This window comes from Clavibacter sp. CT19, assembly GCF_027858075.1.
Taxonomy (GTDB): domain Bacteria; phylum Actinomycetota; class Actinomycetes; order Actinomycetales; family Microbacteriaceae; genus Clavibacter; species Clavibacter tessellarius_A.
In genome coordinates this window covers 1-25,411 of the sequence record NZ_JAQHYR010000016.1, presented here as the reverse complement: position 1 = coordinate 25,411, position 25,411 = coordinate 1, and the positions used below count along the sequence as shown (strand labels likewise).

Annotated in this window: 25 protein-coding genes; 9 read left to right on the top strand and 16 right to left on the bottom strand. The window is 73.7% G+C overall.

Features of this window, described 5'->3' with window-relative positions:
* On the bottom strand, window positions 1–919 hold a 919-nt coding region (locus PED38_RS15700; RefSeq protein ID WP_270981935.1), incomplete at its 3' end, for a glycosyltransferase family 2 protein.
* Between the two features lie 65 nt (window positions 920–984).
* On the opposite strand from PED38_RS15700, the gene PED38_RS15695 reads away from it, so the two are divergent.
* Window positions 985–1,926 carry a glycosyltransferase family 2 protein gene (locus PED38_RS15695; protein ID WP_270981933.1) on the top strand — a complete coding sequence of 314 codons (942 nt, stop codon included), beginning with the start codon at window positions 985–987 and terminating at the stop codon, window positions 1,924–1,926.
* 27 nt (window positions 1,927–1,953) lie between these two features.
* Here PED38_RS15695 and PED38_RS15690 read toward each other — a convergent pair whose 3' ends face one another.
* The 9 genes from PED38_RS15690 to PED38_RS15650 form a co-directional block, all read right to left on the bottom strand.
* Window positions 1,954–3,018, bottom strand: a complete 1,065-nt coding sequence (locus PED38_RS15690; RefSeq protein WP_270981931.1) for a glycosyltransferase family 4 protein — start codon at window positions 3,016–3,018, stop codon at window positions 1,954–1,956.
* A 106-nt stretch (window positions 3,019–3,124) separates the two neighbouring features.
* Entirely contained in the window at window positions 3,125–4,576 is a 1,452-nt protein-coding gene (locus PED38_RS15685; RefSeq protein WP_270981929.1) for a polysaccharide biosynthesis protein, read from the bottom strand.
* A complete protein-coding gene (locus tag PED38_RS15680) occupies window positions 4,573–5,730 on the bottom strand; it encodes a glycosyltransferase (RefSeq protein ID WP_270981928.1) in 1,158 nt (385 codons plus the stop codon). Before PED38_RS15680 ends, PED38_RS15685 begins: the two co-directional genes overlap by 4 nt.
* Window positions 5,727–7,238 (bottom strand): polysaccharide biosynthesis tyrosine autokinase, encoded by a 1,512-nt coding sequence (locus tag PED38_RS15675; RefSeq protein WP_063071103.1) that lies wholly within the window; start codon window positions 7,236–7,238, stop codon window positions 5,727–5,729. The genes PED38_RS15680 and PED38_RS15675 overlap by 4 nt, the downstream gene beginning before the upstream one ends.
* A gap of 115 nt (window positions 7,239–7,353) precedes the next feature.
* A complete protein-coding gene (locus PED38_RS15670; protein WP_063071104.1) occupies window positions 7,354–8,568 on the bottom strand; it encodes a glycosyltransferase in 1,215 nt (404 codons plus the stop codon).
* Window positions 8,565–9,455 (bottom strand): CDP-alcohol phosphatidyltransferase family protein, encoded by an 891-nt coding sequence (locus PED38_RS15665; protein ID WP_270981927.1) that lies wholly within the window; start codon window positions 9,453–9,455, stop codon window positions 8,565–8,567. Before PED38_RS15665 ends, PED38_RS15670 begins: the two co-directional genes overlap by 4 nt.
* On the bottom strand, window positions 9,452–10,684 hold the full coding sequence (locus PED38_RS15660) for a DUF1972 domain-containing protein (protein WP_270981926.1): 1,233 nt from the start codon (window positions 10,682–10,684) through the stop codon (window positions 9,452–9,454). The genes PED38_RS15665 and PED38_RS15660 overlap by 4 nt, the downstream gene beginning before the upstream one ends.
* Window position 10,685: 1 nt before the next feature.
* Window positions 10,686–12,230 (bottom strand): sugar transferase, encoded by a 1,545-nt coding sequence (locus PED38_RS15655; protein WP_063071106.1) that lies wholly within the window; start codon window positions 12,228–12,230, stop codon window positions 10,686–10,688.
* A 340-nt stretch (window positions 12,231–12,570) separates the two neighbouring features.
* A complete protein-coding gene (locus tag PED38_RS15650; RefSeq protein ID WP_270981924.1) occupies window positions 12,571–13,860 on the bottom strand; it encodes an endo-1,4-beta-xylanase in 1,290 nt (429 codons plus the stop codon).
* A 248-nt stretch (window positions 13,861–14,108) separates the two neighbouring features.
* Here PED38_RS15650 and PED38_RS15645 point away from each other — a divergent pair, with 248 nt between their 5' ends.
* Window positions 14,109–15,152 carry an NAD-dependent epimerase/dehydratase family protein gene (locus PED38_RS15645; protein WP_270981923.1) on the top strand — a complete coding sequence of 348 codons (1,044 nt, stop codon included), beginning with the start codon at window positions 14,109–14,111 and terminating at the stop codon, window positions 15,150–15,152.
* A 10-nt stretch (window positions 15,153–15,162) separates the two neighbouring features.
* Here the strand turns inward: PED38_RS15645 and PED38_RS15640 are convergent, their stop codons facing one another.
* Window positions 15,163–15,981, bottom strand: coding sequence for a TspO/MBR family protein (locus tag PED38_RS15640; RefSeq protein ID WP_270981921.1), 819 nt, complete (start codon window positions 15,979–15,981; stop codon window positions 15,163–15,165).
* An 81-nt stretch (window positions 15,982–16,062) separates the two neighbouring features.
* Here PED38_RS15640 and PED38_RS15635 point away from each other — a divergent pair, with 81 nt between their 5' ends.
* Entirely contained in the window at window positions 16,063–16,506 is a 444-nt protein-coding gene (locus PED38_RS15635) for a MarR family winged helix-turn-helix transcriptional regulator (RefSeq protein WP_063071110.1), read from the top strand.
* Entirely contained in the window at window positions 16,503–17,243 is a 741-nt protein-coding gene (locus tag PED38_RS15630) for a YqjF family protein (RefSeq protein ID WP_063071111.1), read from the top strand. Before PED38_RS15635 ends, PED38_RS15630 begins: the two co-directional genes overlap by 4 nt.
* Before the next feature lie 79 nt (window positions 17,244–17,322).
* On the opposite strand, the gene PED38_RS15625 is transcribed toward PED38_RS15630, so the two are convergent.
* A complete protein-coding gene (locus PED38_RS15625) occupies window positions 17,323–19,158 on the bottom strand; it encodes a glycoside hydrolase family 15 protein (protein ID WP_270981920.1) in 1,836 nt (611 codons plus the stop codon).
* 360 nt (window positions 19,159–19,518) lie between these two features.
* Between PED38_RS15625 and PED38_RS15620 the strand changes: the two genes are divergently transcribed.
* Window positions 19,519–20,691 carry an acyltransferase family protein gene (locus PED38_RS15620; RefSeq protein ID WP_270981918.1) on the top strand — a complete coding sequence of 391 codons (1,173 nt, stop codon included), beginning with the start codon at window positions 19,519–19,521 and terminating at the stop codon, window positions 20,689–20,691.
* Between the two features lie 55 nt (window positions 20,692–20,746).
* Here the strand turns inward: PED38_RS15620 and PED38_RS15615 are convergent, their stop codons facing one another.
* Both PED38_RS15615 and PED38_RS15610 read right to left on the bottom strand, forming a co-directional pair.
* Window positions 20,747–21,328, bottom strand: a complete 582-nt coding sequence (locus tag PED38_RS15615; RefSeq protein ID WP_270981917.1) for a PIN domain-containing protein — start codon at window positions 21,326–21,328, stop codon at window positions 20,747–20,749.
* Window positions 21,329–21,359: 31 nt separating this feature from the next.
* Window positions 21,360–21,701, bottom strand: coding sequence for a helix-turn-helix domain-containing protein (locus PED38_RS15610; RefSeq protein WP_270981916.1), 342 nt, complete (start codon window positions 21,699–21,701; stop codon window positions 21,360–21,362).
* Window positions 21,702–22,158: 457 nt separating this feature from the next.
* On the opposite strand from PED38_RS15610, the gene PED38_RS15605 reads away from it, so the two are divergent.
* Window positions 22,159–22,692 carry an O-acetyl-ADP-ribose deacetylase gene (locus tag PED38_RS15605; protein ID WP_270981914.1) on the top strand — a complete coding sequence of 178 codons (534 nt, stop codon included), beginning with the start codon at window positions 22,159–22,161 and terminating at the stop codon, window positions 22,690–22,692.
* Between the two features lie 406 nt (window positions 22,693–23,098).
* Here PED38_RS15605 and PED38_RS15600 read toward each other — a convergent pair whose 3' ends face one another.
* Window positions 23,099–23,302: a hypothetical protein gene (locus PED38_RS15600; RefSeq protein ID WP_270981913.1), complete on the bottom strand. Its 204-nt coding sequence runs from the start codon at window positions 23,300–23,302 to the stop codon at window positions 23,099–23,101.
* Window positions 23,303–23,449: 147 nt separating this feature from the next.
* On the opposite strand from PED38_RS15600, the gene PED38_RS15595 reads away from it, so the two are divergent.
* Window positions 23,450–23,776 carry a hypothetical protein gene (locus tag PED38_RS15595; protein WP_270981912.1) on the top strand — a complete coding sequence of 109 codons (327 nt, stop codon included), beginning with the start codon at window positions 23,450–23,452 and terminating at the stop codon, window positions 23,774–23,776.
* A gap of 15 nt (window positions 23,777–23,791) precedes the next feature.
* On the opposite strand, the gene PED38_RS15590 is transcribed toward PED38_RS15595, so the two are convergent.
* A complete protein-coding gene (locus PED38_RS15590) occupies window positions 23,792–24,322 on the bottom strand; it encodes a hypothetical protein (RefSeq protein ID WP_270981911.1) in 531 nt (176 codons plus the stop codon).
* A 102-nt stretch (window positions 24,323–24,424) separates the two neighbouring features.
* Between PED38_RS15590 and PED38_RS15585 the strand changes: the two genes are divergently transcribed.
* Window positions 24,425–24,814: a hypothetical protein gene (locus PED38_RS15585; protein WP_270981910.1), complete on the top strand. Its 390-nt coding sequence runs from the start codon at window positions 24,425–24,427 to the stop codon at window positions 24,812–24,814.
* A gap of 2 nt (window positions 24,815–24,816) precedes the next feature.
* On the top strand, window positions 24,817–25,356 hold the full coding sequence (locus tag PED38_RS15580) for a hypothetical protein (RefSeq protein WP_270981909.1): 540 nt from the start codon (window positions 24,817–24,819) through the stop codon (window positions 25,354–25,356).
* Window positions 25,357–25,411 lie beyond the last annotated feature (55 nt).

Genomic DNA, 25,411 nt, shown 5'->3' with positions numbered 1-25,411 from the left:
TCCGCACCGCGCCGCGCGCCGTGAGGGTCGCCCGCGCGACGGCGCGCTCCCGGCCGGATCCCGCGAGCGCGAGCGTCGTGCGGCTCCAGCTGTTGCCGCTGCTCATCGCCCGGAGCACCACCCAGCGGTGCGTCACGCGGGCGCGCGGCACGATGTCGAGCACGCGTGCGTCGGCGGCCCACAGCATCCGGCCGCCGTGCGCGACGACCGCGCGCGTGAAGAGCGTGTCCTCGCCACCCGTGGCGCCGAAGCCCGTGTCGAAGCGGAGGCCCCAGGCGCGCACGCGTCGGAGGTCGAGGAGGATGTTGTTGGTCGCCGCGACCTCGAGCACCGTGCCCGTCGCGGGGCGGCGGCGCTCGAAGAAGCGGCCCGCGCGGATCCACGCGTCGGGCTCCACCTCGAAGCGCGACTCCACGGGCCCGGCGACCGCCGCGCAGCCGGTCTCCCGCTGCAGCGCCAGCAGGGCGTCGAGCCAGCCCGGCGCCGGGCGCTCGTCGTCGTCGATGAAGACCAGCAGGTCGTCGTGCGGCGCCGCGTCGAGCGCGCGGTTGCGGCCCGCGGAGATGCCGGGCTCCGGCTCGTGCGCGTAGGCGACGTCGACGCCGGCGGACGCGGCCTGCGCCGCCGCCTCCGCGACGACGTCGCGGGCGCCCGCGTCGGGGTCGTTGTCGACCACCACGATGCGCGCGGCCGACGTCGCGCCCGCCGCCCCGCGGGCCTCGTCCACGAGCATCGGCAGCAGGGCGCGGATGTCGCGCGGCCGGCGGTAGGTGAGCACCGCGACTACCAGCGTCGGCAGCCCGTCGGCGGTGGGCCCGTCGGCGTCCTCGGCGGCAGCGTCCGCGGCGGCGGCGTCCCCGGCGGCCCCGGCCCCCTCGGCGTCGGTGCGGCGGGGGTCGGCGACGGCGTCGGAGCTCATCCCCCCATCATCCCAGCGACCCCGGCGCGCGTGCGCCCCGGGTCGCCGACCCGGAAGGACCCGCGATGACGTTCGCGTCCCTCGCCCCGCTGGCCGTCGTGGTCGTCAACTACGGCTCCCACGACCTGCTCGCCACGAACCTCGCGCCCCTGTCGCGCGCCCGTCCCGAGCTCGCGGTCGTGGTGGTCGACAACCTCAGCACCGGCGCCGAGCGCGCGGCCGTCACCCGGCTCGCGGACGCCGAGGGCTGGCACCTGGAGCTGCCCGACGGCAACGAGGGCTTCGGCACCGGGATGAACCGCGGGGTCGCGCGGGCCTCCGCGATCGGCCGCAGCCACGTGCTGCTCCTCAACCCCGACGCGCTCATCGCCGCGGACGCCGTGGCCGCGCTGCTGGCCGCGTCGATCGCGGACGACGACGCCATGGTCGCGCCGCGCATCCTCCGCCCGGACGGGTCGCTGTGGTCCGCCGGGAGCGACCTCTACCTCGACGACGGCCGGATCCGGTCTCGCCGCCGCCGGGTGGAGGGCACGGCCCGGCGCATCGAGCCGTGGCTGAGCGGCGCGTGCCTGCTGCTGTCCGTGGCGCTGTTCGAGCGGGCGGGCGGGTTCGACGACGCCTACTTCCTGTACTGGGAGGACGTCGACCTGTCCCACCGGGTCGTCGCGGCGGGCGGGCGGCTCGCGCTGCTCGACGAGGTCGAGGCCGTGCACGCCGAGGGCGGCACGCAGGGCGCCGCCGGGCAGTCCGCGGGCCAGGCGAAGTCGCCGGTCTACTACTTCCACAACATCCGCAACCGGATGCTCTTCGCCGCGCGGCACCTCGACACCGCCGACCTCCGCGCCTGGCGGCGGAACGCGCCGCGGGTGGCATGGGAGATCCTGCTGCAGGGCGGGCGCCGGCAGCTGCTCGCGTCGCGGGCGCCGCTCACGGCGGGCCTCCGGGGGCTCCGCGACGGGGACCGCATCGCGCGCGCCGAGCTGCGGCGGCGGGCCGGCCGGGGCTGATCCCGGGGCGCGCCCGCCCCGGGCGCGTCAGCCGCGTGCGGCCGGCCCCAGCTCGAGCAGGTCGGCGAGGCCGGCCACGAGGTGCCGCGTCGTGAGGCGCGCCTCCACCTCGCGGCGGCCCGCGGCGCCGAGCTCCCGGGCGCGCGCCGGGTCGCGGAGCAGGCCGATCACGGCGTCCGCCATCACCTCCGGATCCCCGACGGGGGTGATGACGCCCGTGCGCCCGGGCACGACGTAGTCGTCCGTGCCGGGCGTGCCCGTCACGACCACGGGGCGTCCGGTCGCCATGGCCTCGAGGCTCACGGTCATGCCCGACACGTGCAGGTTGTCGCGGGTGGCCACGGCGACGACGCTCGCGCGCGCGTAGAGGTCGGCGAGCTCGCCGTGCGTGAAGTACGGCAACTTGCGGACGCCCTCCGGCGCGGGCAGGTCGGAGGCGCTCTGCACGACGATCTCGGCCTCCGGCACCGCGGCGTGCACGCGCGCGAGCGCGGGGAAGAGCGTGGCGGGATCCCGGTCGCGGTCGCCGCCCACGCTGACGACGCACGGGCGGTCGGCCGACGGACGAGCGGGGTAGAAGGACTCGTCGACGCCGAACGCGCAGAAGCGCACGGGCGGGCCGTCGGGTCCGACGAACTCGCGCAGCGGATCCACCTGGCCGCGGCTGAGCACCCAGAGGCCGTCCATGCGGCGCAGCACGTCGCGCATCCGGCCGAGGTCGCCGCCGGTGCCGCGGGCGAGCATGTCGGTCACCCAGATCACGCCCGTGTACATCTCCCGGTGCGGGCGGGTGAGGAGCATGCGGCGGGCGGCGTTCTCATCCCAGGTGATGCCGATGTCGCGGGCGGCCGGATCCGCGGGGCGCGCCGGGCGGCGGCGGAGGGCGGGGATCCGGTCGCGAAGCGCGTCGACGCGGCCGGGCACCCGGAGCGCGGCGATCGTCACGTCGGCGTCGTGGGAGCGCAGGGCGTCGAGCCCGTACGGCCACTCGCCGGGGACCTCGTCGGCCGCGTGGCGCGCGCGCCAGCGGGGCAGGTCGCGTTCGACCGGGAAGAGGACCTCGACGGCGGGGCGGGGGCGGGAGGCGGGCATCGTGTCCTTCTCAGGCGGGGCGGGGCGGGGCGTTCGGGAGGTGCGGTCGGGTGCGGCGGGCCGCGGCGCGGATCCGGCGGCGGGCGCCGTCGCGCCGGCGCCCGGGTCAGAGCGGCGAGCCCGCGCTCGTGGTGCGGGATGCCGTGGCGGACTCCGCGTCGACCGTGGGATCGTCGCGGTCGTCCCCCTCCTCGTCGCGCGACCCGTCGGCGACCGCGGCCGCCTCCGCGCGACGCCGCGTGAGGTCCCGCGACACGTAGACGAGGTTCGGGATCACCTGGCAGAGCGCCACGGCGACGCACGAGCCGATGACGGGCCCGGCCGCGCCGGCCACGCCGATCATCCACCAGGACAGCCCGAGGTTGAGCGGCACCATGACGAGCACGGGCACGACCTGGAACACCAGCCCGCGCTTGTCCGTCATGTACATGCCGGCCGGGTACTTCGCGGCCTGCAGCGCCACGAACACGACGAACGCGATCACGAGCGGCAGGGGCAGCGTGATCGCGCCGCCGGAGACGAACGCGGCGATCCACGGCGAGGCCCCCGCGAGCGCGCCGCCGAGCAGCAGGCCGCCGAGCAGGAACCACAGCGTGGGCGCCGCGGGCGACTCCACGCGCGACGCCGACCGGGCGCTCGCGTACACGGGCCAGAGCGCGAGGCCCGCGGCCGCGATGGTCTGCAGCACGATGCCGAACAGCTGCGACGCGAGGTTGTACTGCGCCAGCTCGTCCGGCCCGGCCAGGTGGCTGAGGAGGAGGCGGCCCGTCTGCATGGCGACCGGCAGCGCGACCATCTGCACGAGCATCGGCCAGGCGAGGCCGATCGCGGGCACGCCGGGGTAGCTGCGGATGCGGGGGATGGCGCGCACGGCCTGGCCCAGCTGCGGGCGGAGGGCGCGCGCCGCGACCACCAGGCAGATCACCGAGACCATGGCGTTCGCGCCGTACGACACGACCGCGAGGTAGGTCCCGGCGGGCACCGCGAGCACGACGAACGCGCCGATCACGAGGATCATCAGCGGCGCCACGACCGCCTGGCTGGCGACCTGCACGTTCGTCATCTTGAGGCCCACGAGGATCCGCTGGCCGACCGTGAGCGGGATCACGAGCCCGAACACCGCGAGGCACAGGAACGCCGCGATCTCGTCGCCGCCCGACATGAGCCCCTCGCCGAGGAGGGCCGGCCACCAGCCGAGCAGCGTGATCGCGAGGGAGACGAGCGCGATGATCCCGCCCGAGACGAGCAGGATGCGGAACGCCGTGACGATGGCGCGCTTCACGTGGTCGTCGGTGCGCGGGGCGCTCGACCCCGACACCGCGTTGATCACGACGGCCGCGATGCCGAGGTCGGCGAACGGCAGCAGCGTGGGGAACGTGCTCAGCAGGCCGTACTGCGCGTAGGCGTCGGTGCCGAAGGACTGGATGATCATGCGGCTCGTGAGGATCCCGAGCACGCCGGAGAGCGCCATGACGCCGACCTTCACGGCCGCGGTGGAGCCGATGGCGGAGGCGAGCGACGGGGTGCGGCGGCCGGTCGCGCCGCGCCCGCCGCTCACGCGCGCTCCGGGACGCGGGCGGCGGCAGCGGCAGCGGCAGCGGCAGCGGAGGCGGGCGCGGTCCCGAACAGCACGTCGTCCGCCGCGAGGCGCCCATCGCGCGCGGGCAGCGCGGCCAGCACGGCGGCGGGGTCGACGGGGTGGCCGAGCACCGCGGCGAGGGTGGCGGCGAGCTCGGCGGGGGACGAGGGGTCGGTCGTGACGCCGTGCCCGCGCGAGCGGAGCCACGGCGCGAGGCCGGTCTCCTCGGTGGTCACGATCGTGCAGCCGTGCGAGAGGCCCTCGACGATCGGCAGGCCCACCTGCTCGCGCCACGTCGGGCTGGGCTGCGAGGGGAGGACGAGCGCGGAGGCGGCGTGCAGGGCGGCGTGGATCCGGTCGCGGCCGGGGTCGACCTCGAGCACGATGCTGGGATCCGCGGCCGCGGCGCGCTCGACCTCCTCCTGCAGCGGGCCCTTGCCGAGCACGCGCAGCACGGCGCCGGGGCGGGCCGCGCGCACGGCGGGCCAGGCGGCCAGGAGCACGCGGATGCCCTTGCGCTCGCTGAGCGCGCCCACGAAGACGGCGCTGTCGGCGACGGGCGCGGGATTCCGGTGGTCGTGGCGCGCGGGCAGCGCGGGCACGAGCGCGGCGGGCACGCCGGGACGGGATCCGCCGAGCACGGCGAGGTAGGTGTCGCGCGCGCCGTCGGTGCCGTAGACGACGCGGTCGACGCGGCGCATCACGGCGCGGGCGAGCACGCGCTCGCCCGCGCGACGGACGCGCGATCGCAGGCGCGCTCCGACGGGCGCCGGGAACGGGTCGGCGTTGCCGATGGCGTACGTCACGACCTCGACGCGGGGCCCGCCGACCAGGCGGCGGACGCCCACGGCGGCGAGGGCGGCGGCCGTGGCCGGGAGGCTCGAGAGCATGAGGGGCTCGTTCACCTCGAGGATCCGCACGTCGGAGCGCAGGAGGACGAGCGCCGTGCGGATCCGGCCCGCCTGCACGAGGTCGAGGCCCTGCGCGAGGTCGGCGTCGAAGTCGTACCGCGTGACCCGGTAGACGATGCTGGCGGGCGCGAGCTCGTGCGCGCGCTCCAGGTGGGCGGTGCGCAGCGACTCGTAGAGCCGCACGCGCGTCGACCGGAGCGCGGGGACGCGGAGGCCGCTCATCGCGCGTGGGTCCGGCTGCCGCCGGCGCGGGTGCCGGGCGCGCCCTCCGTCGCGTCGGTGCCGGCGGTGCGGGCGGTCACCGAGTGGGCGGACACGACCGGCGCGAGCGGCACGCCGCGCGACGCGTCGGTCGCGACGGCGGCGGGGGCGACGGGCACGAGGTCCTCGGCCCCCGTCTCCGCATCCGGCCCGTAGTAGGAGGAGTGGCGCGCGGGCGCGACGCGCGTGAGCACGACCCCGAGGGTCCGCGCGTGCACGCCGTCGAGCGCGTCGGCGGCCTCGGCCAGCTGCCCGCGCCGGGTGGCGCGCACGCGCGTCACGAGGAGCGCGCCGTCCGTCAGGTGCGCGAGCGTCAGCGCGTCGGCGGCCGGGAGGATGGGCGGCGTGTCCAGCACGACGTACTCGTACCGCCCGCGGAGCTCCGCCATGAGGGCGGCCATCGCGGCGGATCCGAGGAGCTGGTTCGGGTTCGGCGGCACGGCGCCCGCGGCGAGCACGTCGACGCCGCCCGCCCAGCCCTGGACGGCGTCGTCGAGGCTGGCGCCGCCGACGAGCACCGTGGTGAGGCCGACGGCCCCCTCGAGCCCCGTCGTCTGCGCGACGGTCGGGCGGCGGAGGTCCGCGTCCACGAGGAGCACGCGCGTCGAGTGCTCGGCGAGCGCGAGGGCGAGGTTCACGGCGGTGGTGGTCTTGCCCTCGCCGGGGAGCGCGCTGGTGATCGCGAGGGAGCGGATCGGGGTGTCGACGTCGGCGAACTCGAGGTTGGCGCGGATCCGGCGGTAGCCCTCGGCGGCCGAGCTGCGCGGGGCCGCCAGGAGCGTGATCCCGGCACCGCGCTCGCGGCGCTGCACGGAGCCGATGACGGGCGCGTCGGTCACGCGCTCCACGTCGCGCTCGGTGCGGATCCGCGTGTCGAGCAGCTGCCGGCCGAGCGCGTGGAGCACCCCGGCGGCGAGGCCCGCGAGGAGCCCGGTGAGCACGATGAGGCGCGTGTTCGGGCTGACGGGCGCGCGGGGCACCTGGGCCTCGGCGACGGTCGTCAGCGAGATCGACGGGTCGCCCGATCCGGTCGCGGGGGCGAGGCCGCCCGCCACGTCCGCGAGCGAGTCGCTCACGGCGTCGGCGAGGCGCGCGGCCTCCTCGGGTGAGCCGTCGGTCACGGACACGTCGATGATGACCGTGTTCAGGGGCGTGTCCACCGTGACGGCGCGGGCGAGGGCGTTCGGCGTGGTGTCGAGGCCGAGGCGCGCGATCACCGGCGCGAGCACCGCGGGCGTCGTCGCGAGCTGCGCGTACGACTGCACCAGGTTCTGCGAGAAGGTCGACCCCTGCACGAGCTCGGTCGTCGTGGCGCCCTGCGTGCTCGAGACGAACACGCTGCTCGTGGAGCGGTAGCTCGGCGCGAGCGTCGTCGCGTAGCCGTACCCGGCGCCGCCGCCGACGAGCGTCAGCGCCAGGATGGAGATCCATCGTCGGCGCAGCGCTGTCCAGTAGTCGTGCGGATCCATGTGCCCGCCCCCCTGTCTCTCGTGTCGTGGTCGTGTCGTGGTCGTGCGTGCGGCCCGCTTCCCGGCGGGCGTGGGCGGGCGCCGGCCCGCCCCTGCGGGAGGGACCGGCGCGCGCTCAGCGCCGGGTGGCGGCGCCGAGCATCCCGGCCACCGACCGCGCGATGCGCTGCCGGTAGAGCGCTGGTCCGTGCCGGTGCTCGGCGCGGAAGCGGTCGCGGGCGGCCCGGGCGCGGTACGCGTCCCAGTCCGACGCGATGTCCTGGAGGGCGTCCGCGAGCGCGGCCGGGTCCGACGGCGGCACCAGCCGCGCCGACTCGTACCCGCCCGCGGCCTCGCGGAGGCCGGAGGTGTCGCTGACCACCACGGGCCGCGCGGCCAGCAGCGCCTCGACGGCGGTGTTGCCGAACGGCTCGTCCACCCGGGAGGGCACGACGCACGCGTCGGCGGCGGCCATGTACGGGGTGACGTCGGGGTGGAAGCCGTGCAGCGTGACGAGCGCGTCGAGCCCGAGCACGCGGATCATGGTGCGCAGCTGCTCCTCGTACCACTCGTAGCCGGGGAACACGGCCCCGACCACGTCGAGCGTGGCAGGCACGCCGCGGTCGCGGAGCTCGACGATCGCCTCGACGGCCACGTCCACGCCCTTGCGGTCGGAGAGCCGGCCGACGTAGAGCACGCGCAGCCCGCCGTCGAGCGCGTCGCGGGCGGGGACGGGAGCCGCGGGGCCGGGCACGCCGTTGTGCACGACCACGGCCCGACGCGCGACCCGGGGGAGGGCGCGGCCGAGCACCTCGACGCTGTAGCGGCTGTTCGCCACCACGCGCGTCGCGAGCAGGAGGGGGAGGGCGAGCGCGGTGCCGACGGCGCGCGACGCGGACCCCTCGGCCTCGTGCACGTGCGCCAGGACCGGGCGGCGCGTGAGACGGCCCACGAGGATCCACAGCGGGATCGTCACGGTGTTCACGTAGACGGCGTCGGGGCGGGTGCGGCGCACGAGCCGGATGCCCGCGGTGAGCCCGCGCGCCGACTGGCCGACGAGCGACGCGAAGCCGCGCGGGCGCAGCATCGCCTTCCGGAGCACGGGCGTGGGCGCGTGGTGCACGACCGCGCCGACGCCGGTGAGCGCGTCGACGAGCGGGCCGTCGGACGGCAGGGTCACGATGGTGCGGGCGCCGGCGGCCACGAGGCCCGCGACGCTCTCGAGCAGGACCCGGTCGGATCCGTACAGCTCGGCGCTCGGGTGGGCGACGAGGATCGTGCGGCCGCGGAGGTCCGCCTCCGCCTCGTCGGCCTCGGCGAGCGCCCGGTGGACGTCGGCGGGCGCGGTCACGCGGTCACCCGGGCGGCGGGACCGGCCGAGGCGGCGGGACCGGCCGAGGCGGCGGGACCGGCCGAGGCGGCGGGACCGGCGGGAGCGGCCGACGCGGCGGACGCGGCCGACGCGGCGGCCTCGGCACGGCGCGCGTCGAGCGCGCCCATGTCGCGGAACCACTTCACCGACGCGAGCGCGAGGTGCCCGGCGTTGGCGAGCATCATCAGCGCGTAGACCGCGAGGAACACCACGGGGGCCCCGAGCAGCGCGAACACGATGCAGAGGAAGCCGTAGTCGGTGGGGATCACGAGCAGCGAGCGCAGCAGGGTCGAGCGCCCGGCCTCGGGTGCCGGGGCGCCGGAGACCCGGTGGACGCGCTTCAGCTGGTCGTTGAGGATCATCGCGAAGAAGCTCGCGGCGGCCACGATCGCGTACGCCACGGGCACCAGGAGCCACGCGTCGGCGTCCGTCGCGGGCCAGCGGAACATCGACACGAGCACCGCGAGGTGCAGCGACGAGATCTTGATGCAGTCGACGACGTGGTCGAGCCACTCGCCCGCGAGCGAGCCGCCGCCGCGGAGCCGGGCGACCTGGCCGTCGGCCGAGTCGAACGCGTAGCCCACCGCGAGCAGCAGCCACACGGCGATGCCGAGCCAGGCGGCCGGCTGCACCAGCGCGATCAGGGCGATGCCGGTGAACGTGAAGGCGGCGCTGATGCCCGTCACCTGGTTCGGGGTCAGCCCCGCCCGGTACGCCCACGCGGCGAGCAGCCGCCCGGCCGGCCGGTTGACGCGGATCGAGTACGCGGGCGCGCCACGGGCGGCCTTCTTCTGCGCGCTCGCCAGGCGGCGGACGACGTCGGCGTAGGACTCGGCGCGCGGGTCGGTCGCGGTCGGGGCGCTCATCGGCTCTCCTCCAGGAGGAAGGAGGTGCGGCTCGCGTCGGTCGCGCGGAGCTCCGGCTCCCAGCGGGTGGCCGAGCGGACGCCGCGGCTCATCCCGTGCGTCGAGTAGCCGCGCGTCATGCGGGCCGCGAGCTCCTCGTAGCCGTCGGCGATCGCGTCCCAGTCGTAGGTCTCCTCGGCGCGCTCCTGCAGGCGGCGGCCGATCGCGACGGCCTCCTCCGCGGCGGCCTCGGCGCCCTCGACGAGCGCGGCCACGCCGGCGGCGTCCGACCAGAAGCGGCCGTCCTCGCCGAGCACGTCGCGGTTGAACACGTTGTCGTTCGCGAGCGTCGCGGTCGCGGCGCCCATGGCGCGCAGCAGCGACGGGTTGGTGCCGCCGACGGAGTGGCCGTGGATGTAGGTGAGCGCGTGCGCGTAGAGCTGGTCGAGCTGCTCCTGGTCCCACACGCCGCCGAGGCGCTGGATGCGCGGGTCGGCGGTGGCGACCCGCTCGATGCGGTCGGTGTACGCGGCGGAGTACGGCGCGGATCCGACGACGACGAGCGGCAGGGTCGCGTCGGACGCGGCGTACCCGTCGACGATGACGTCGACGTGGTTCTCCGGCTCGAAGCGCGCCACGACGAGGTGGTACTGGCCGGCCTCGAGGCCGAGCTCGGCGAGGCGGTCGCTCGCGGGATCGCGCAGGACGTTCGCGCCGTAGGTGAGGAGCTCGGTCGGGATCCCGAACTCGTGGTCGTAGTAGTCGGCGATGCCCTGCGCGTCGGAGATGAGCGCGTCGGCGCCCTTCACGGACATCTGCTCGGCGACGCGGTAGTACCTCTTGCCCATGCGGCCCCACTTGCCGCGCTTCCACTCGAGGCCGTCGACGTGCACGGCCGTGGCCGTGCCGCGCGAGCGGATGATCGGCACGAACGGCGCGTTGGCGGCGTTGAACACGAAGGCCGCGTCCTGGCGCCTGCCGAGGGCCAGGTGGATCGCGGACAGCGCGGTGTGGCTGAGCGTCTCGATCGACTTGGTCTTGAGCGCGGGGAGGTGCACGAGCGTCATGCCGAGGTGGGTGCGCGGGCGCGAGCGGTTCGCCGAGCGGCAGTAGACGGTGACGTCGTGGCCGCGGGCGGCGAGCCGCTGCCCGATCTCCTCGATGGCGGTCTCGAATCCGCCGTACGCGGCGGGGACCCCCCGGGTCCCGACCATGGCGATGCGGAGTCGACGCGGTTCGATGACAGACATTTCAGTACGCCCCTACGGGTCGGGTGAGCACCCGGAAGGTGCGCCACATGATCATGACGTCGCCGGTCAGGGACCAGTTCTCGACGTAGTACAGGTCGAGCCGGACGCTCTCGTCCCAGCTCAGGTCGCTCCGGCCGTTCACCTGCCACATGCCGGTGAGGCCCGGCTTGATGAACAGACGGCGGTGCACGTGGCTCTCGTAGCCCTCCACCTCACGGCGCAGCGGCGGGCGCGGGCCCACCAGGCTCATGTCGCCGACGAGGATGTTCCACAGCTGCGGCAGCTCGTCGAGCGAGTACCGGCGGAGCACGGCGCCCACGCGGGTGACGCGCGGGTCCTCCCGCAGCTTGAACAGCGGGCCGGCTCCCTCGTTCGCGGCGGCGAGCGCCGCGAGCTCCGCCTCCGCGGTGGCCCGCATCGAGCGGAACTTGAGCATGTGGAACTCGCGACCGGCCTTGCCGACGCGCTCCTGGCGGAAGATCGCACCGCCCGGGCTGTCGAGGCGGACGACGACCGCGATGACGAGCATCACGGGGGCGAGCACCACGAGCGCGAGGCCGGAGACCGCGATGTCGAGCGCGCGCTTCAGCACGTGCTTCCCGCCCTCGAACTGCGGGATCTCCACGTGGATGAGCGGCAGGCCCTCCACCGGGCGGAAGTGGATCCGCGGGCCCGCCACGTCGGTGAGACGCGACGCGAGCACCAGCTCGATCGACGAGCCCTCGAGCTCCCAGCCGAGCGTGCGCACCGCGTTGCTGCCGGCGCGCGGCTGGCTGGCGACGATGACGGCGTCGGCGGCGGTGCGGGAGGCGGCCGCGGCGACGGAGCCGAGGTCCGAGACGACGGGGATCCGGCGGCCGACGATGTCGAGGCCGTCGAGGTGCTCGTCGATGGCGACGCCGACGACCGTGTAGCCGGACCCGGGGCGGAGCAGGATCTGCTCGGCCACGTCCTCGACGTCGGCGCGCGTGCCGACGACGACCACGCGGGAGAGGTGGTCGCCCTGCACCCGGCGGCGGATGAGCCACTGGCGCCAGCTCCACCGCGCCACGAGCAGCGCGATCACGCCGAGCGGGAACGCGAGCACGACGTAGCCGCGGGCGATGTCGACCTCGAGGAGGAGGAACGCGATCGCGAGCGCCCCGAAGGTGATGGCCGACGCGTTGACGACCCGCTTGTACTCCGCCACGCCGACCCCGACGATGCGGGCGTCGCGGGTGCGGAAGGCGCCGAGCACGGCGATCCACGCGGCCACGACGATCACCGAGACGATGCCGTAGTCGAGCTGCAGGGATCCGGCGTCGACGGCCGCGTCGCCCGTGCCGAAGCGGGTGAGCTGCGCGACGAGCACGGTCGCGATGATGATCGCCCAGTCGGAGGCGATGAGGCGGGTGCGGTAGTCGCGCGCCCAGCGACGGCCCGAGAGGGTGAGCGGCGGGGCGGCCGCGACGCCGGATCCGATGATCGGGCGGTGCGCGGAACGCCGCTCCGGGCGCACGCGGGTGCCGCCGCCCCGGGTCGCGGGACGGTTCCGGGTGGTGCTCATCGCGTGCCGGGGAGCGCGGGCAGCGCGGGGAGCGGTCGGGGGATGCGGGGTCGGTCGGATGCGGGGAGGCGCGGCCGTCGGGTACGGACCAGCGCCGATGACGGGTTCATCGGGTGTGTGCCTGCGTTTCGGGTTACAGGTGGGTGGTGCGGGGTGCGACGCGGTCCGGGAAGACCTCGTCGGGTGCGTGGCTCCGTGGTGGGCGGCGGCTGGGTGGGCCTCGTCCGGGAGTGACCGTCGCGGGTACGACGGGAGAACACCTCGTGGTGACTCCGGCAATGCTAAACGCAGCCTGAGCCGTGTCGCCCGTCCCCCTTCGGGGGTCGGGCCGCTCCGCGAGCTACCCCAGCGTCACCGCCGCCTCCGTCGCCCCCGCCGCCACGGGCACCACGGCCTCCCGCCCGGCGTGCGCCACCCGCACGCCGCCCGCGAACGCGGTGACGCGCACGCGGCCCTCCGCGTCCGTCCGCATCGTGGCGGGTGCGAGCCGCCACTCCTCGCGGATGAGCCGGCGGAGCGCCTCGTACGACGGCTTCGGCGTGCCGTCCGCGCGCACCAGGCCTCCGGGAGCGCCGAGCCACATCCCGTCGTCGGTGAGGCCCCAGTAGGTGATGGCCGCGACGGCCGGGTGCCCGACGAGCGAGCGGTAGTGCCGCTCGATCTCGTCCGCCTGCCGCTCCTCGCCCGCGGGCGTGGACGGCCAGCTCGTGACCCGGAAGTCGTTGAGGTCGGTGATCTCGGGCGGCATCGGGTCGCCCGACAGCAGCGTCGTCTCGGTCATGTGGATCGGCAGCCCGAAGCGCGCGAACCGGTCCACGATGCCGAGCACCTCCTCCTCGCCGCGGTAGCCCTGGTGCATGTGGGTCTGCAGCCCGATGGCGTCGACCCGGATCCCCGCGTCCAGCACCTCCTCGATGAGCCGCTCGTACGCGGGCGAGAGGTCGAAGTCGTTGAGCACGAGTGTCGCGTCCGGGTTCGCGGCGCGCGCCTCCTCGAACGCCAGGCGCACCATCGCGAGCCGGCCCCGGTCGGCGGCGAGGCGCGTGATGCCGTTGTCCTCGCGGTCGAACACGGGCATGATCACGGCCTCGTTGATCGCGTCCCACGTGTCGATCACGCCGGCGAAGTCGCCGACGTCCCGCCGGATCCGCTCCCGCTGCACGCGCTCCACCTCGTCGAGCGGGAGGTCGAGCAGCCACGGTGCGGTCACGGTGTGCCAGACGAGCGGGTGCCCCTTCACGGCGATGCCGCGCTCGCGGAGCCAGCGCGCCGTCGTGAGGAGGCGCGCGGTGTCGGGCCGCCCGCGCACGGGCTCGAACCGGCCCCAGTAGAAGGGGAGCGTGGCGGTGTCGAAGAGCGCGAGCCACTGCTCCGCGAGCCGCTCGAGGCCCTCGAGTCGGGCGCCGCCGAAGGTCTCCACGCCGGGGGCGTCCGGATCCGTCTCGCCGTTCGCGAGCGGGATGAGGTCGAAGGCGATGTTGCCGAACGCCACCTCCTGCGACGCCTGCTCCACCTCGACATCGGCGTGGGCGAGCGGCCGCCCGTCGGCGCCCCGGACGGTGATGACGGCCTCCGCCCGGCGGGCGTCGGGGATGCGGGTCGGTCGGCGGTCGGCGGGCGTCGCGGGCATGGGTGCCTCTCGTGGGGTCGGCGCCACGCGCCCGGCGACGGCCGCCGCGGGCGGGTCGACGCGAGCCGCTGGCGGTGCGTCGGTGCGGTCGCGAGGAACCTACGCGGGCGGCGCGACGGGCGTCCACCGCGCCCCGGATGTCCGCAACCTTTCCCCCTCGGCGGCGGGTGGGGAGGGGCCGACGCGGGCGTAGCGTGCACGCAGGGCGCGGATCCGACCGGCGCCCCCGCTTCGACGACGAGGACCCCATGACCCCAGGTGCCGCCACCCTGTCCGTGCTCTACCTCGGCGGGACGGGCACCATCAGCGCCGCGTGCGTCCGGGCCTCCATCGCCGCGGGCCACGACGTGACGGTCGTCACGCGCGGCGGCGACGCGAAGGGCCGCGGGCTCCCCGCGGGCGTCACGCCGCTCGTCGCGGACGTCACGGATCCCGCCGCCCTCCGCGCCGCGCTCGGCGACCGGTCCTTCGACGCCGTCGTCGACTTCCTGTCCTTCGACGCCGCGGGCGCCGACCGCCGCGTCGACGTGTTCGCCGGCCGCACCCGCCAGTTCGTCGCCATCAGCTCGGCGTCGATCTACCGCAAGCCCGCGTTGCAGACGCCCATCACCGAGTCGACGCTGCGGGCGAACCCGTTCCTCTCCTACGCGCGCGACAAGATCCAGATGGAGGACGCGTTCCTCCTGCACCACGCGACGAGCGGCTTCCCCGTCGTCATCGTCCGCCCGTCGCACACCTACGACGAGGCGAGCCCGCCGCTCGCGGGCGACTGGACCGTGGTCGACCGCATCGCGCGCGGCGAGGAGGTCGTGGTCCCGGGCGACGGCACCTCACTCTGGACGCTCACGCACGCCGACGACTTCGCGGTCGGCCTCGTCGGGATCCTCGGCGACGAGCGCGCCACGGGCGAGGCGCTGCACATCACGAGCGACGACGTGATGACGTGGGACCGGATCCACCACCTCGTCGCCGACGCCCTCGGCGTCGAGGCGCGCATCGCGCACGTGCCCGCCGAGCAGTTCCCCGTCGTGGAGCCCGACTGGGGCTGGTCCGAGCTCGTCGTGGGCGACCTCTCGCACAGCGCGGTCTTCGACACCACCCGGATCCGGCGGCTCGTCCCGGCGTTCCAGCCGCGGATCCCGTTCCACCTGGCCGTGCGCGGCATCGTCGCGTTCCGGGCCGCGCACCCGGAGCTCACGCGTCCGGACGCCGACACCGACCGCCGCATCGCGCGCCTGGTGGCCGCGAAGCACGCGGCCGACCGGGCGTACCGGGACGCGGCGGCGGGCTGACCCGCGCTGGCTAGCTGGCGGCGACCGCGGGGCGACCGGCGACCCGGCCGGTCCACCCGGCGCGGCCGCGCGCGACGAGCGTCACGACCACGACGGCCGCCGCGGCCACGATCGCGGCGATCGCGGCGGGCGTCGACAGCAGCTCGCCCGTGAGGCGGCCGACGGCCACCCAGGCGAGGCCCCACGCGATCGCGGCCGACGGCGCGAGCCGCCCGCCGTCGCGGAGCGCGAGCACGACGCCCACAGCGCCCGCGACCGCGAGCAGGGCCACGGCCCACGCGTCGCGCCCGGTCGTGCCCGGCTCGACGCCGGAGGCCCGGAGGATCGACGCGATGTTCGCGATCGACGCCACGCTCACCCAGCCGAGGTAGAGGCCCATCGTGCCGTCGAGCACCACGCCCTCGACGGCGGTCCGCGGGCGCGACGTCATCAGCGCGCGGAAGACCCACATCAGCGTCGCGAGCAGCGCCACGATGACCACGCCGCTCAGCACGAGGAAGCCGGCCTGGGCGGTGAGGATCCACACGGCGTTGAGCACGAGCGTCACCGCGACCGGGTAGCCGACGCGGCGCTGGCGCTCGTCGGCGCGCTGGGCGGGGAGCGCCTGCCAGACCGTGTACGCGACGAGCCCGAGGTAGACGACGCTCCAGATCGAGAAGGCCGGACCCGCGGGGGCGACGGGCGTGTAGCTCGCGCTGAGCGCGCCGCTCGACGCGGTCTGGATGCTCTGGTCGCTGAAGGCGCCCGAGCCGAACGCCGAGCCGATGACGGCGAACGCCATGCTCGAGATGACGACGATCTGACGGACGACGTCCTTCATGGTGCCCATGCGGCCTGCTCCTCTACGATGGGATTGTCAGCAGGCAGATAGTCAGCCTGCTGACGATCACTGTAGCAGGAGGTGTCGCCCATGGCCGGAGGGATGTCCGCCGAGGACGAGCTCGCGAGCTGGCCCACGGGCCGGCTGCTGTCCACGGCCGCGCGCGCGGTCGAGCACGCGTGGGCGGAGGCGCTCACCACGCTCGGCGTGACGCACGCGGGCCTCATCGCGCTGCACCTGCTGCGGGACGGGCCGCTCAGCCAGATCCAGCTCGCCCGCTCCGCGCACGTCGAGACGCAGACCATGTCGCGCACGCTCGAGCGGCTGGAGCGGGAGGGCCTCGTGTCGCGCGCGCCGGATCCGCGGGACCGCCGCCGTCACGTCGTCGCCCGCACCGAGGCCGGCGCCGAGGCGTGGGCCCGCGCGCAGGACCTCGAGCGCGACGTCGTCCCCGGCATCGCCCGCTCCGAGGAGATGCGCCGCGGCCTCATCGACGTCATCCGCCAGGCCGGCCGCCCGGGGAGCGCCTCGTGAGGCGCCCCGCGGACCCGATCTCCGCCGCCGCGCCCGACCTCCCCGGCCGCGCGGTCATCCGCCAGCTCTGGAGCGACCTCGCGTTCGTGCACTGGCGCGTGGATCCGGCGCTCGTCGCCCCGCTCCTCCCGCCGGGCACGCGCCCCGACGTCCACGACGGATCCAGCTGGGTCGGCCTCATCCCGTTCGTCCTGTCGCGCAGCGCCTTCCCGCCCTTGCCCGCCGTCCCGTGGGCCGGCACCTTCGCCGAGCTCAACGTGCGGCTCTACAGCGTCGGCGACGACGGCCGCCGCGGCGTGGTCTTCCGCTCCCTCGAGGCCGCGAAGCTCCTGCCGGTGATCGGCGCCCGCGTCGGCCTCGGCCTCCCGTACATGTGGGCGTCGATGACGCACGCCGAGCAGGACGGCGTCGTCACGTACACGTCGCGCCGGCATACGGGCGCGCGCCCGTCGTCCCGCATCTCCGTCCGTCCGCTCGGCGAGGAGGTGGAGGGCGATCCGCTCGCCGACTTCCTCACCGCGCGCTGGGGCATGCACGTGGCCCGCGGCGGCGTCACGCGCTACTGGCCGAACACGCACGACGCGTGGACCCTGGAGCGCGCCGAGCTGGTGGACCTCGACGACGAGCTGGTCGCGGCCGCCGGGCTCCCCGGGATCGTCGACCGCGCGCCCGACTCCGTGCTCTTCTCCCGCGGCGTCCGCACGGAGTTCGCGGGGCCGATGCGCCCGCGCGCCTGACGCCGGACGGAGCCCGCCGGGTCGACACCGACCGGGTCGGCGCCCGCGCGGCCGACGTCGCCGGGCGCCCGCCCGCTACCTACCGCTTCGCGCGCGGCGTCCGCGTCGAGCGGGCCTTCCCGCCCGACAGCTCCTCGATCGTCAGCGCGGCGCTCACGAGCGCCAGGTGGCTGAGCCCCTGCGGCAGGTTGCCGAGGAACGCGTGGTCGTCAGCGTCGATCATCTCCGAGTAGAGGCCCACGTCGTTGCCGAGCTCGACGAGCTGGTCCATGAGCTCGCGGGCCTCGTCGATGCGCCCGACGCACGCGAGCGCGCCCGCCATCCAGAAGGCGCATGCGGTGAACGTGCCCTCCTCCTCGGGCATGCCGGAGTAGCGGTAGAGGAGCGGGCCGCGGCCGAGCTCCGAGCGGAGGGCGTCGAGGGTGCGGGACATGCGCTCGCCGCGGTCGAAGCCGGAGATCGAGTGCAGCAGGATGCTCGCGTCGAGCCGCTGGCTGCCCGGGTGCATCACGTAGGCGCCGCGGCCCTCGTCCCAGCACTCCTCCTCGACCCAGGCGCGGATCCGGTCGCGCTCGGCCCGCCACCGGTCCGGCACGCCAGGGATCTGCCCCACCTCGGCCAGCTCGACGGCGCAGTCGAGCGCCTGCCAGCAGCCGAGCTTGGAGGTCGTGTAGTGCTGCTCGTCCTCGAGCTCCCACATGCCGGCGTCGCGCTTCTGCCACATGTCGCAGGCGCGGTCGGCGAAGGTCGCGAGCAGGCGGCCGGTGTCGGCGTCGAGCACGTTGCCGTCGCGCACGTAGGTGCGCACGACGTCGAAGAGGTCGCCGAACACGCCGAGCTGCAGCTGCGCCTGCGCGTCGTTGCCGTCCACCACGGGGCCGACGCCGCGCCAGCCCGGCACCTCGGGGTTCGAGCTGCCCTCGGGCACGCCGCCCTCGAGCGAGTAGAAGACGTGCAGCTCGGGGCCGTTGTCGCGGATCGTGCGGAGCATCCACGAGACGGCCGCGTGCGTCTCCTCGCGGAGCCCGAACTTCACCAGCGCGTTCACCGTGTACGCGAGGTCGCGCACCCAGGCGAAGCGGTAGTCCCAGTTCTTGCCGCCGCCCATGCGCTCGGGCAGCGAGGTGGTGGCGGCCGCGGCGATGGACCCGGTGGGCGCGTGCACGAGCAGCTTCAGCGCCAGCGCGCTGCGCTGCACCTGGTCGGACCACTCGCCCTCGTACCGGAACTCGGTGCTCCACTGCTCCCAGTTGCGGATGGTGCGGTCGATGCCCTCGTCCACGATCTCCGGGTTCGGGATCCGCACGGGCTCCCGCTCGGTGCCCACGAGCGTGATCACGTGCCGCGACCCCTCCGCCGTGGTGAACGCGCCCGAGACCGACTGGGTGCCGGGCTCGGCCGGCCCGTGGTCGAGGCCGACGACGGCGAGCGTCACGCCGTCGACGCGGATCACCGGTCCGTTGTACGTGGACTGCACCCACGGCGACGAGGTGGCGAGCGCGGTGCCGGGCGCCACGAGCCAGCTCATCGCGACCTCGCCCGTGAGCCCCTCGACGCGCCGCCCGAGCTCCGCCCACGGCAGCCGCCCGGCGACGCCCGTGACGAGCGCATCGGTGACGCGCACGCTGCCGGACGCCGTGGTGAACGTGGTGGTGAGCACGTTGGTGCCGGAGACGTACGCGCGGCTGACCTCGAAGTCCTCGTCGGGTCGCAGGGTGATGCGTCCGCCGTGCGGGGCGTCGAGGATCGCCGCGAACGCGGGCGGGGTGTGCAGGTCGGGCAGGGGCAGCCAGTCGATGTCGCCGTCCTCCGCGATGAGCGCGACGGTGCGCCCGTCCCCGATGGCGGCGTAGCTGCGGAGCGCGATGTAGCCGTCGATGCGCTCGGGTGCGGGGCGGGATGCGGGCGTGGCCATGGGACTCCTGTCGGCGCCGGCCGCGAGGATCACCGACACCTCCAGTATCCCCGCGCCGCCGCCGCGTAGGCCGCGCCGGGGCGCCCCAGGACATGACGGGCCGCCGGGAGCCGTCCCGGGCCGGCGATCGCGGATCGGCCCATCCGGGTTCCCCCGGCTTCCGAACCTGACCGATGCGCCCGGAGCCGACCCGAACGGTTCCGGTCGCCGCCCGCCGGACAGCGTCGTCCGCGCGGGGGATCCCCGTGCCCCGCTCGGGGGGAGGCCGCACCCGCCGACCCGGGGATACGATCAGCGGACCCGAACCCGCGCCGCCCGCAGGTGTCGCCCGCTCCCGCCCAGGCGCCCCAGAGATGAGCCATGGCCCTCCCCTCCATGAGCCCGCGTTCCCGCGCGCGCTCGGACTCCGCCCTCCGTCCCGCGTCCGCGCCCGATGCCGCCGCCCGCCCCCGCTTCGAGTGGATCGATGCGGGCAAGGGCGCCTGCATGGTGCTCGTCGTCCTGCTGCACCTGTCCCTCATGTTCGAGAACGAGGTCAACGAGGGTCCCGCCGCCCTGTGGTGGGACGTGAGCGCCGCGTTCGCGCCTCTCCGCATGCCCCTGTTCTTCTTCATCTCCGGCTTCCTCGCGATGCGCGCCGTGAGCCGCCCGCTCGCGCAGACGCGCGGCCGGACCCTCGGCATCCTCTCCGTCTACGCGATCTGGACGCTCCTCTTCCTCGCCCGCCTCTTCGTCCCGCAGGCGCGCGGCGGCGGCGAGGCCCCCACGCCCGGGCAGCTGCTCCTGAGCGTCGCTCTGCCGACGTCGTACTGGTACCTCTGGGCGCTGCCGGTCTTCTTCGTCATCGCCTGGGCGTGCACGCGCCTCCTCGGCCGGCATCGGGCGTGGGCGCTCGTCGCGTTCGCGGCCCTCGCCCTCGCCGCGCCCGCCCTCAAGCCGCTCACCGCGGGCCTGCTCACCGAGCCGCTGGACGCTGTGAAGGCCGGCTCCGTCGCGGCGAACCTCGTCTGGTTCTTCGCCGGCGTCGTGGGCCGCGACGCGTGGCTCGCCCTGATGCGGCGCGCGACCCTCGTCACCGCCGCCGCGGGGATCCTCGCGTACGCCGGCGTCTTCGCGCTCCTCAGCGCGACCGGGCACGGGCCCGTCCTGACCTTCGCGATCGCCGGCGTCGCGCTCCTCGCGAGCAACCAGGTGCTCGCCGTGGCCGGCATGGCGAACCCGCTGTCGCGTGCGCTCCGCTGGGTGGGCCGGCAGACCCTGCCCGTGTACGTCTTCCACATCTTCCTGGTCTCGGCGCTCAGCGCGGCGCTGAAGCTCGCGGGCCTGGTGCCGCTGCTCCGGGAGCACACGTACGCCTGGGGCGCGATCCTGCCGATCGCGCTGCTCGTGCCCGTGGTCGTCGCGAGCCGGCTCATCGGCGCCGCCGTCCTCGGCTCGCCGCTGCGGTGGACGCTCGAGGGCCCGCGCTGGCTGACGGCGAGCCGCGCCCCGGCGCCCGAGGCCGTGCGCGGCGATATCACGGCCCGTCCGTAGCGGGCAGAGGGTGGGCAGGGCCAGCTTGGCCTAGCGTCCTCTCAAACCTTCGGATTCAGCGGCGCTTTGCTCCGCTTATAGTGCGCAGGTGCCGGTCCACGCGAGCAGCAAACTGAGGGCAGTCAGCATCTCTCAGCCGCTTGGCAAGCGACCCCTTGCCGCCGCCTGGCTTGCCGGACCAGTACTCGTTCATTTTCTGAACCACACGTTGGACCATCCATGGGGCTGAATCGTCAATCAGGATGAAGAAGTCGTCGCACTTGAAGACCTCGTAAGGGTCTTCGTCGGACGGGTCGAACCCGTCGTCGTCGGTCAACAGCACGTGCGCGTGACAGGCCAGGGCGGCCGCATGGACGTGAAGATCATCGGGATCTTTTCCCGTGTACGGAACGTCGGTATCGAAGTCCGGCACCAGTTCGTCCAGGGCCGCAATCAGGCGCTTCCTCAGAGCCGTGATAGACCCGCCGCTCATGTCGGGATAGCTGTCCCGGAGGCTGCTAAAGGCCTCGGCTAGTACGTCTTCCGTTGTGTGTAACTGAAACATGCCGGCCGTCTCCACGCGCAGCATGAACAACCAGTCCCGTTGCGTCCTGCTGAAGATGACGTTTGCATCGACGAAGACGCGTTGGATTTGCACAGAGGTAGAGTACCTCCCTCAGGCGCGCTTGTCAGTCGAAGCCGGCTCCCGCGTCCATGAGCGCAGTCACGGCCACCTCGCGCTTCTCTAACCGATCGCGGCGGAATCGTAAGACGTCCTCGCGCATCAGGCGCGTGTGGCTGCCCACCTTTTTCGAAGGCACTTCGCCTCGAGAAATCATCTTCATCAGAGTGGGTCGCGAGACGCCGAGGATGTCAGCGGCCACAGTGGTCGTCAGCTCATCCGGAAGGGATGAGGTTGCGAGGTTTGCACCTGTAGCGGCACTCTCCACGATGTCGACGATCAACCGAGCTAGGTGCGACGGGACGTGGACCTGCTCGCCATCGTCGAGGAGGATGGTCACGATCTTCATCGATCGGTCCTGCACCTTGTCGACTACAGCCTTCGCGTCCGCCCTGACAGCCCCGGTCACGGGTAGGTCGCGTGTGATTGGTAGGTCACGAGTAGTGCTTAGAGTGTTCATGTGGTTGTCTCTCAGGTCGGCGGCACCCGGCCGCGTCACACCACCCTAGGTGGGTTGCACTTACAACTGCAAAGTACGCCACGTAGCTGAGAGCGTCTAGAGCGGATTTCGGCTGTGGAGGGCCTCACTGCTACTCCACGCACTCGCTGCATGTCCTGGCAGATGCCCGAGGCTCTCGCTTGCTGGGCTTGCCGCGCATCGGTCGCGAGCCGGGTCATCGGCGCCGCCGTCCTCGGCTCACCGCTGCGCTGGACGCTCGAGGGCCCGCGCTGGCTGACGGCGAGCCGCGCCCCGGCGCCCGAGGCCGCCCCGCGCTGATCCGACCCGCTCGGGCCAGGCTGGACGGATGACCGACATCGAGGCCGTGCGCGGCGACATCACCCGACAGGACGTGGACGCGATCGTGAACGCGGCGAACTCGTCGCTCCTCGGCGGCGGGGGAGTGGACGGCGCCATCCACCGCGCGGCCGGCCCGGAGCTCCTCGCCGCCTGCCGCCGGATCCGCGCGGACGACCTTCCCGACGGCCTGCCCGCGGGCGACGCCGTCGCGACGCCGGGCTTCCGGCTCGCCGCCCGCCACGTGATCCACACGGTCGGCCCGGTCTGGTCGCGGTCCGAGGACCGCACGGCCGTGCTCGCGAGCGCCTACCGCCGGTCGATCGAGGTCGCGGCCGCCCTGCGGCTCCGGAGCGTGGCCTTCCCGGCGGTCTCGGCGGGCGTCTACGGCTGGCCGGTCGACGACGCGGCGCGGGTGGCGGTCGCCGCGGTGCGCACGGCCGTCGCGGAGGGAGCGGCCGACGGGATCGAGCTCGTGCGCTTCGTCCTCTTCTCGGACGCGGTGCTCGCCCGGTTCGAGGATGCGCTGGCCGACGACGCCTGATCGGCGAACGGCGCACGGCGGACGGCCATGAGACGAGGACGCCGGCCCTCACGTCTGTGACGGGGACCGGCGGGTGGTGCCTGGACGCGGCGTCGATCCGCGGACCTTTCGATTTTCAGTCGAACGCGTGCCCGCCACAGGGTGGCGAGGGCTGCGGTGAGCCCCATAGGTACGGTCTTATGTGATCACCCAGGGACCTGGTTGATGACCAGGTGTGCGCACGGATTGTGGGCAGAATGTGGGCAGCGAAACCGGCTCAAGCGGCGAGCGCCGGGCGCGCCTGAGCCGCTCTGCCGGCGAACAGCTTGCGCTCTGACTGGCAGAGCGCCCGTAGCGGACCGACCTGCGTGAGAAATGCGCTGTCCATGGCAACGTGGACCGGATGCCCGGAGGCGTTGGTGCTCGATCATCCCCTCGCCGCGGGCGACGCGCTGGGTGCCGTGCGGCTCGGCACGTCGAGCGCCATGCGGATCTTCGCCTCGCGCCTCTTGGCAGCCGCCGCAGCCTGCTTGACGCTCATACGCTCGGGCATGGCTCCGGCGGACGTCTGCTCTGTCTCAGGGTGCGCTCGGCGATCCTCGTCGAGAGCGAGCGCGACGATGCCGGGCATCTACTTCCGCAGCTCCAGACGGATGACCTTCTGGATGATGGTCTCGAGGGAGGACATCCCGCCAGAGTGCCCGAAACGAGACGCATCATATTGGTGCACATCCGCACCGCCGGCTCCTGTGTCGACGCCCGTACGTAGCCTCCTGGGATGACAAACAAGGTCTGCCGCGACTCCCCTGACACGACGCCTCGCACGGATCCTGACGGGCCCGCGCTGTACCGGACGTCGCCGGGTGGCGCGAGCATCCAGGACCGGTCGACCGGCTGGCCGTCCCGCCGCTACCTCGCGACGCTCGTCCTCGACTGGGACGGATGGATCCTCACGCCACGACTCGGCGACGGCTCCAACGGGCCCTGCAGCAGTGCCGAGGCGGCGTTCGCGTGGTGGCTGCAGCACCGGGACGCCCTGCCGCCTCCACGGCGCGTGTGGCGCAACGGATACCCATGGGGGCTACGGGACGACGCCAGCGACTAGCGGTCTCCTACCTTGCTAGCGGTTCGAACCCGCGAGGAGCTTGGGCATCACCTGCAGCGCTTTCGGCTCCCAGAGCTCTTCCGTTCCGCCACGTGGCGGAACCTGCACGAGAACCCCTGCTGGCATATGCAGCGTGAAGATCGCAGATCCTTGCTGGCGCGGGTCCGTCGAACCTTCCTTTGTCGCGGGATTGACAGCTTCAACATCTATACGCTCAATCGCGGCGAGGTTCCATGCATGGACCTTAAAATCCGGCTTCGGAGCCGTTCGCTTAGCTTCGAAGTATCCGGACACGACTACATGCGAAGTGATGATGACAGCCTTGCCCTCAAACTTCTCCGCGTCGTCCTCACCGAACAGCACGGCCTTGCTGTACTGAACCTCTCCCGATTCCACAGCAGAGGCTGCCACGGAGTGCAGAAACGGGGCCAGCCAGCGGTGGCTTGCATTTGATCCGCCACTCACGATGTCTCGCATCAACAAGGAGGGGTCGTCGAAGCTCGACAGGAGTTTCTGGAACACGCTCTCAAGCGCTGCTTGCTTCATGTCGCGAACATAGTCATCCCTGACAGTGCCCGCGACCGCCCGAACGGGGGGCTGGGCCGGCGCCTCTCGGCTCCGTACGCTCGGCGCGACCCAGGAGGACCCATGACCCGTACAGCCCTCGCCCTGCCAGTCCTCGCGCTCCTGCTGGGCGCTGGCCTCAGCGGATGCTCAACCGAGGCCGCACCCGCTGCGTCAGCCCCCGCGACGTCCGCACCTGCAGCCGACTCCGAGATCGCCACCGCGGCACAGGCCCTCGTGGGCGGATCCGTCACCGCAGCCACCGAGACCGAGCCCGGCCGGATCCAGCTCGACACCACGATCGTCGACCCCCGCGGAGACGACGGCAGCCCCGAAGCACTGCAGGCTCTCGGCCTCTGCGAGCAGGCGAAGGGCATCCCCGGCGTGACCCACGTGTCCATCATGGAAGCCGACGGCACCAGCTTCGTCCTCGCCGGCCACCCGTCCTACGGCGAGAACTGCACGGAAGTCTGACGATGGAGCTCCTTCGCACGTACATGGCGCTGGCCGACGCCAAGTTTCAGATGAACCAACTAGCTCAGATGCGCCCCAACTTGAAGGACTTCAACCTGCTCTTGCCATACGTGCTCGACAGGCTCGCGAACGTTTGTCGGAGCATTAACGAAGAGACCAAGGGGCACAGGTCGGCCGACTTCAGCTCGTGGTGGGACCCGCTCAAGGATGATCCCGATCTCACGACGCTGACCAGAGCTCGGAATGACGAGCTCAAGGCGTCAACCCGAACTACAACCGGCACGGTTGAGCTTCGAGTACCGGGAGGCCCCTCGTGGTTCATTGAGAGCGTTGAGGCGACCGTGACGACTGCCGACGGCACGACTCAGACGGTTGGTACGAGATACACGATCGAAGCACCCGAGAATGCCGTCATAAGCGTCACATTCACGGTCGGCGCATGGGCAGGACGTGAAGTGATGTCCGTGCTCCAAGAAGTGCTAGCCCGGCTTGAGTTGGATATCGTTCCGACAGCTGTCCGGCTGGCAAAGGCCATGCGATAGCGCAGGGAAGCCCCCGACCCCCTCCTGAGAGGTGGCGCCGGGGGGCTTCTCTGGC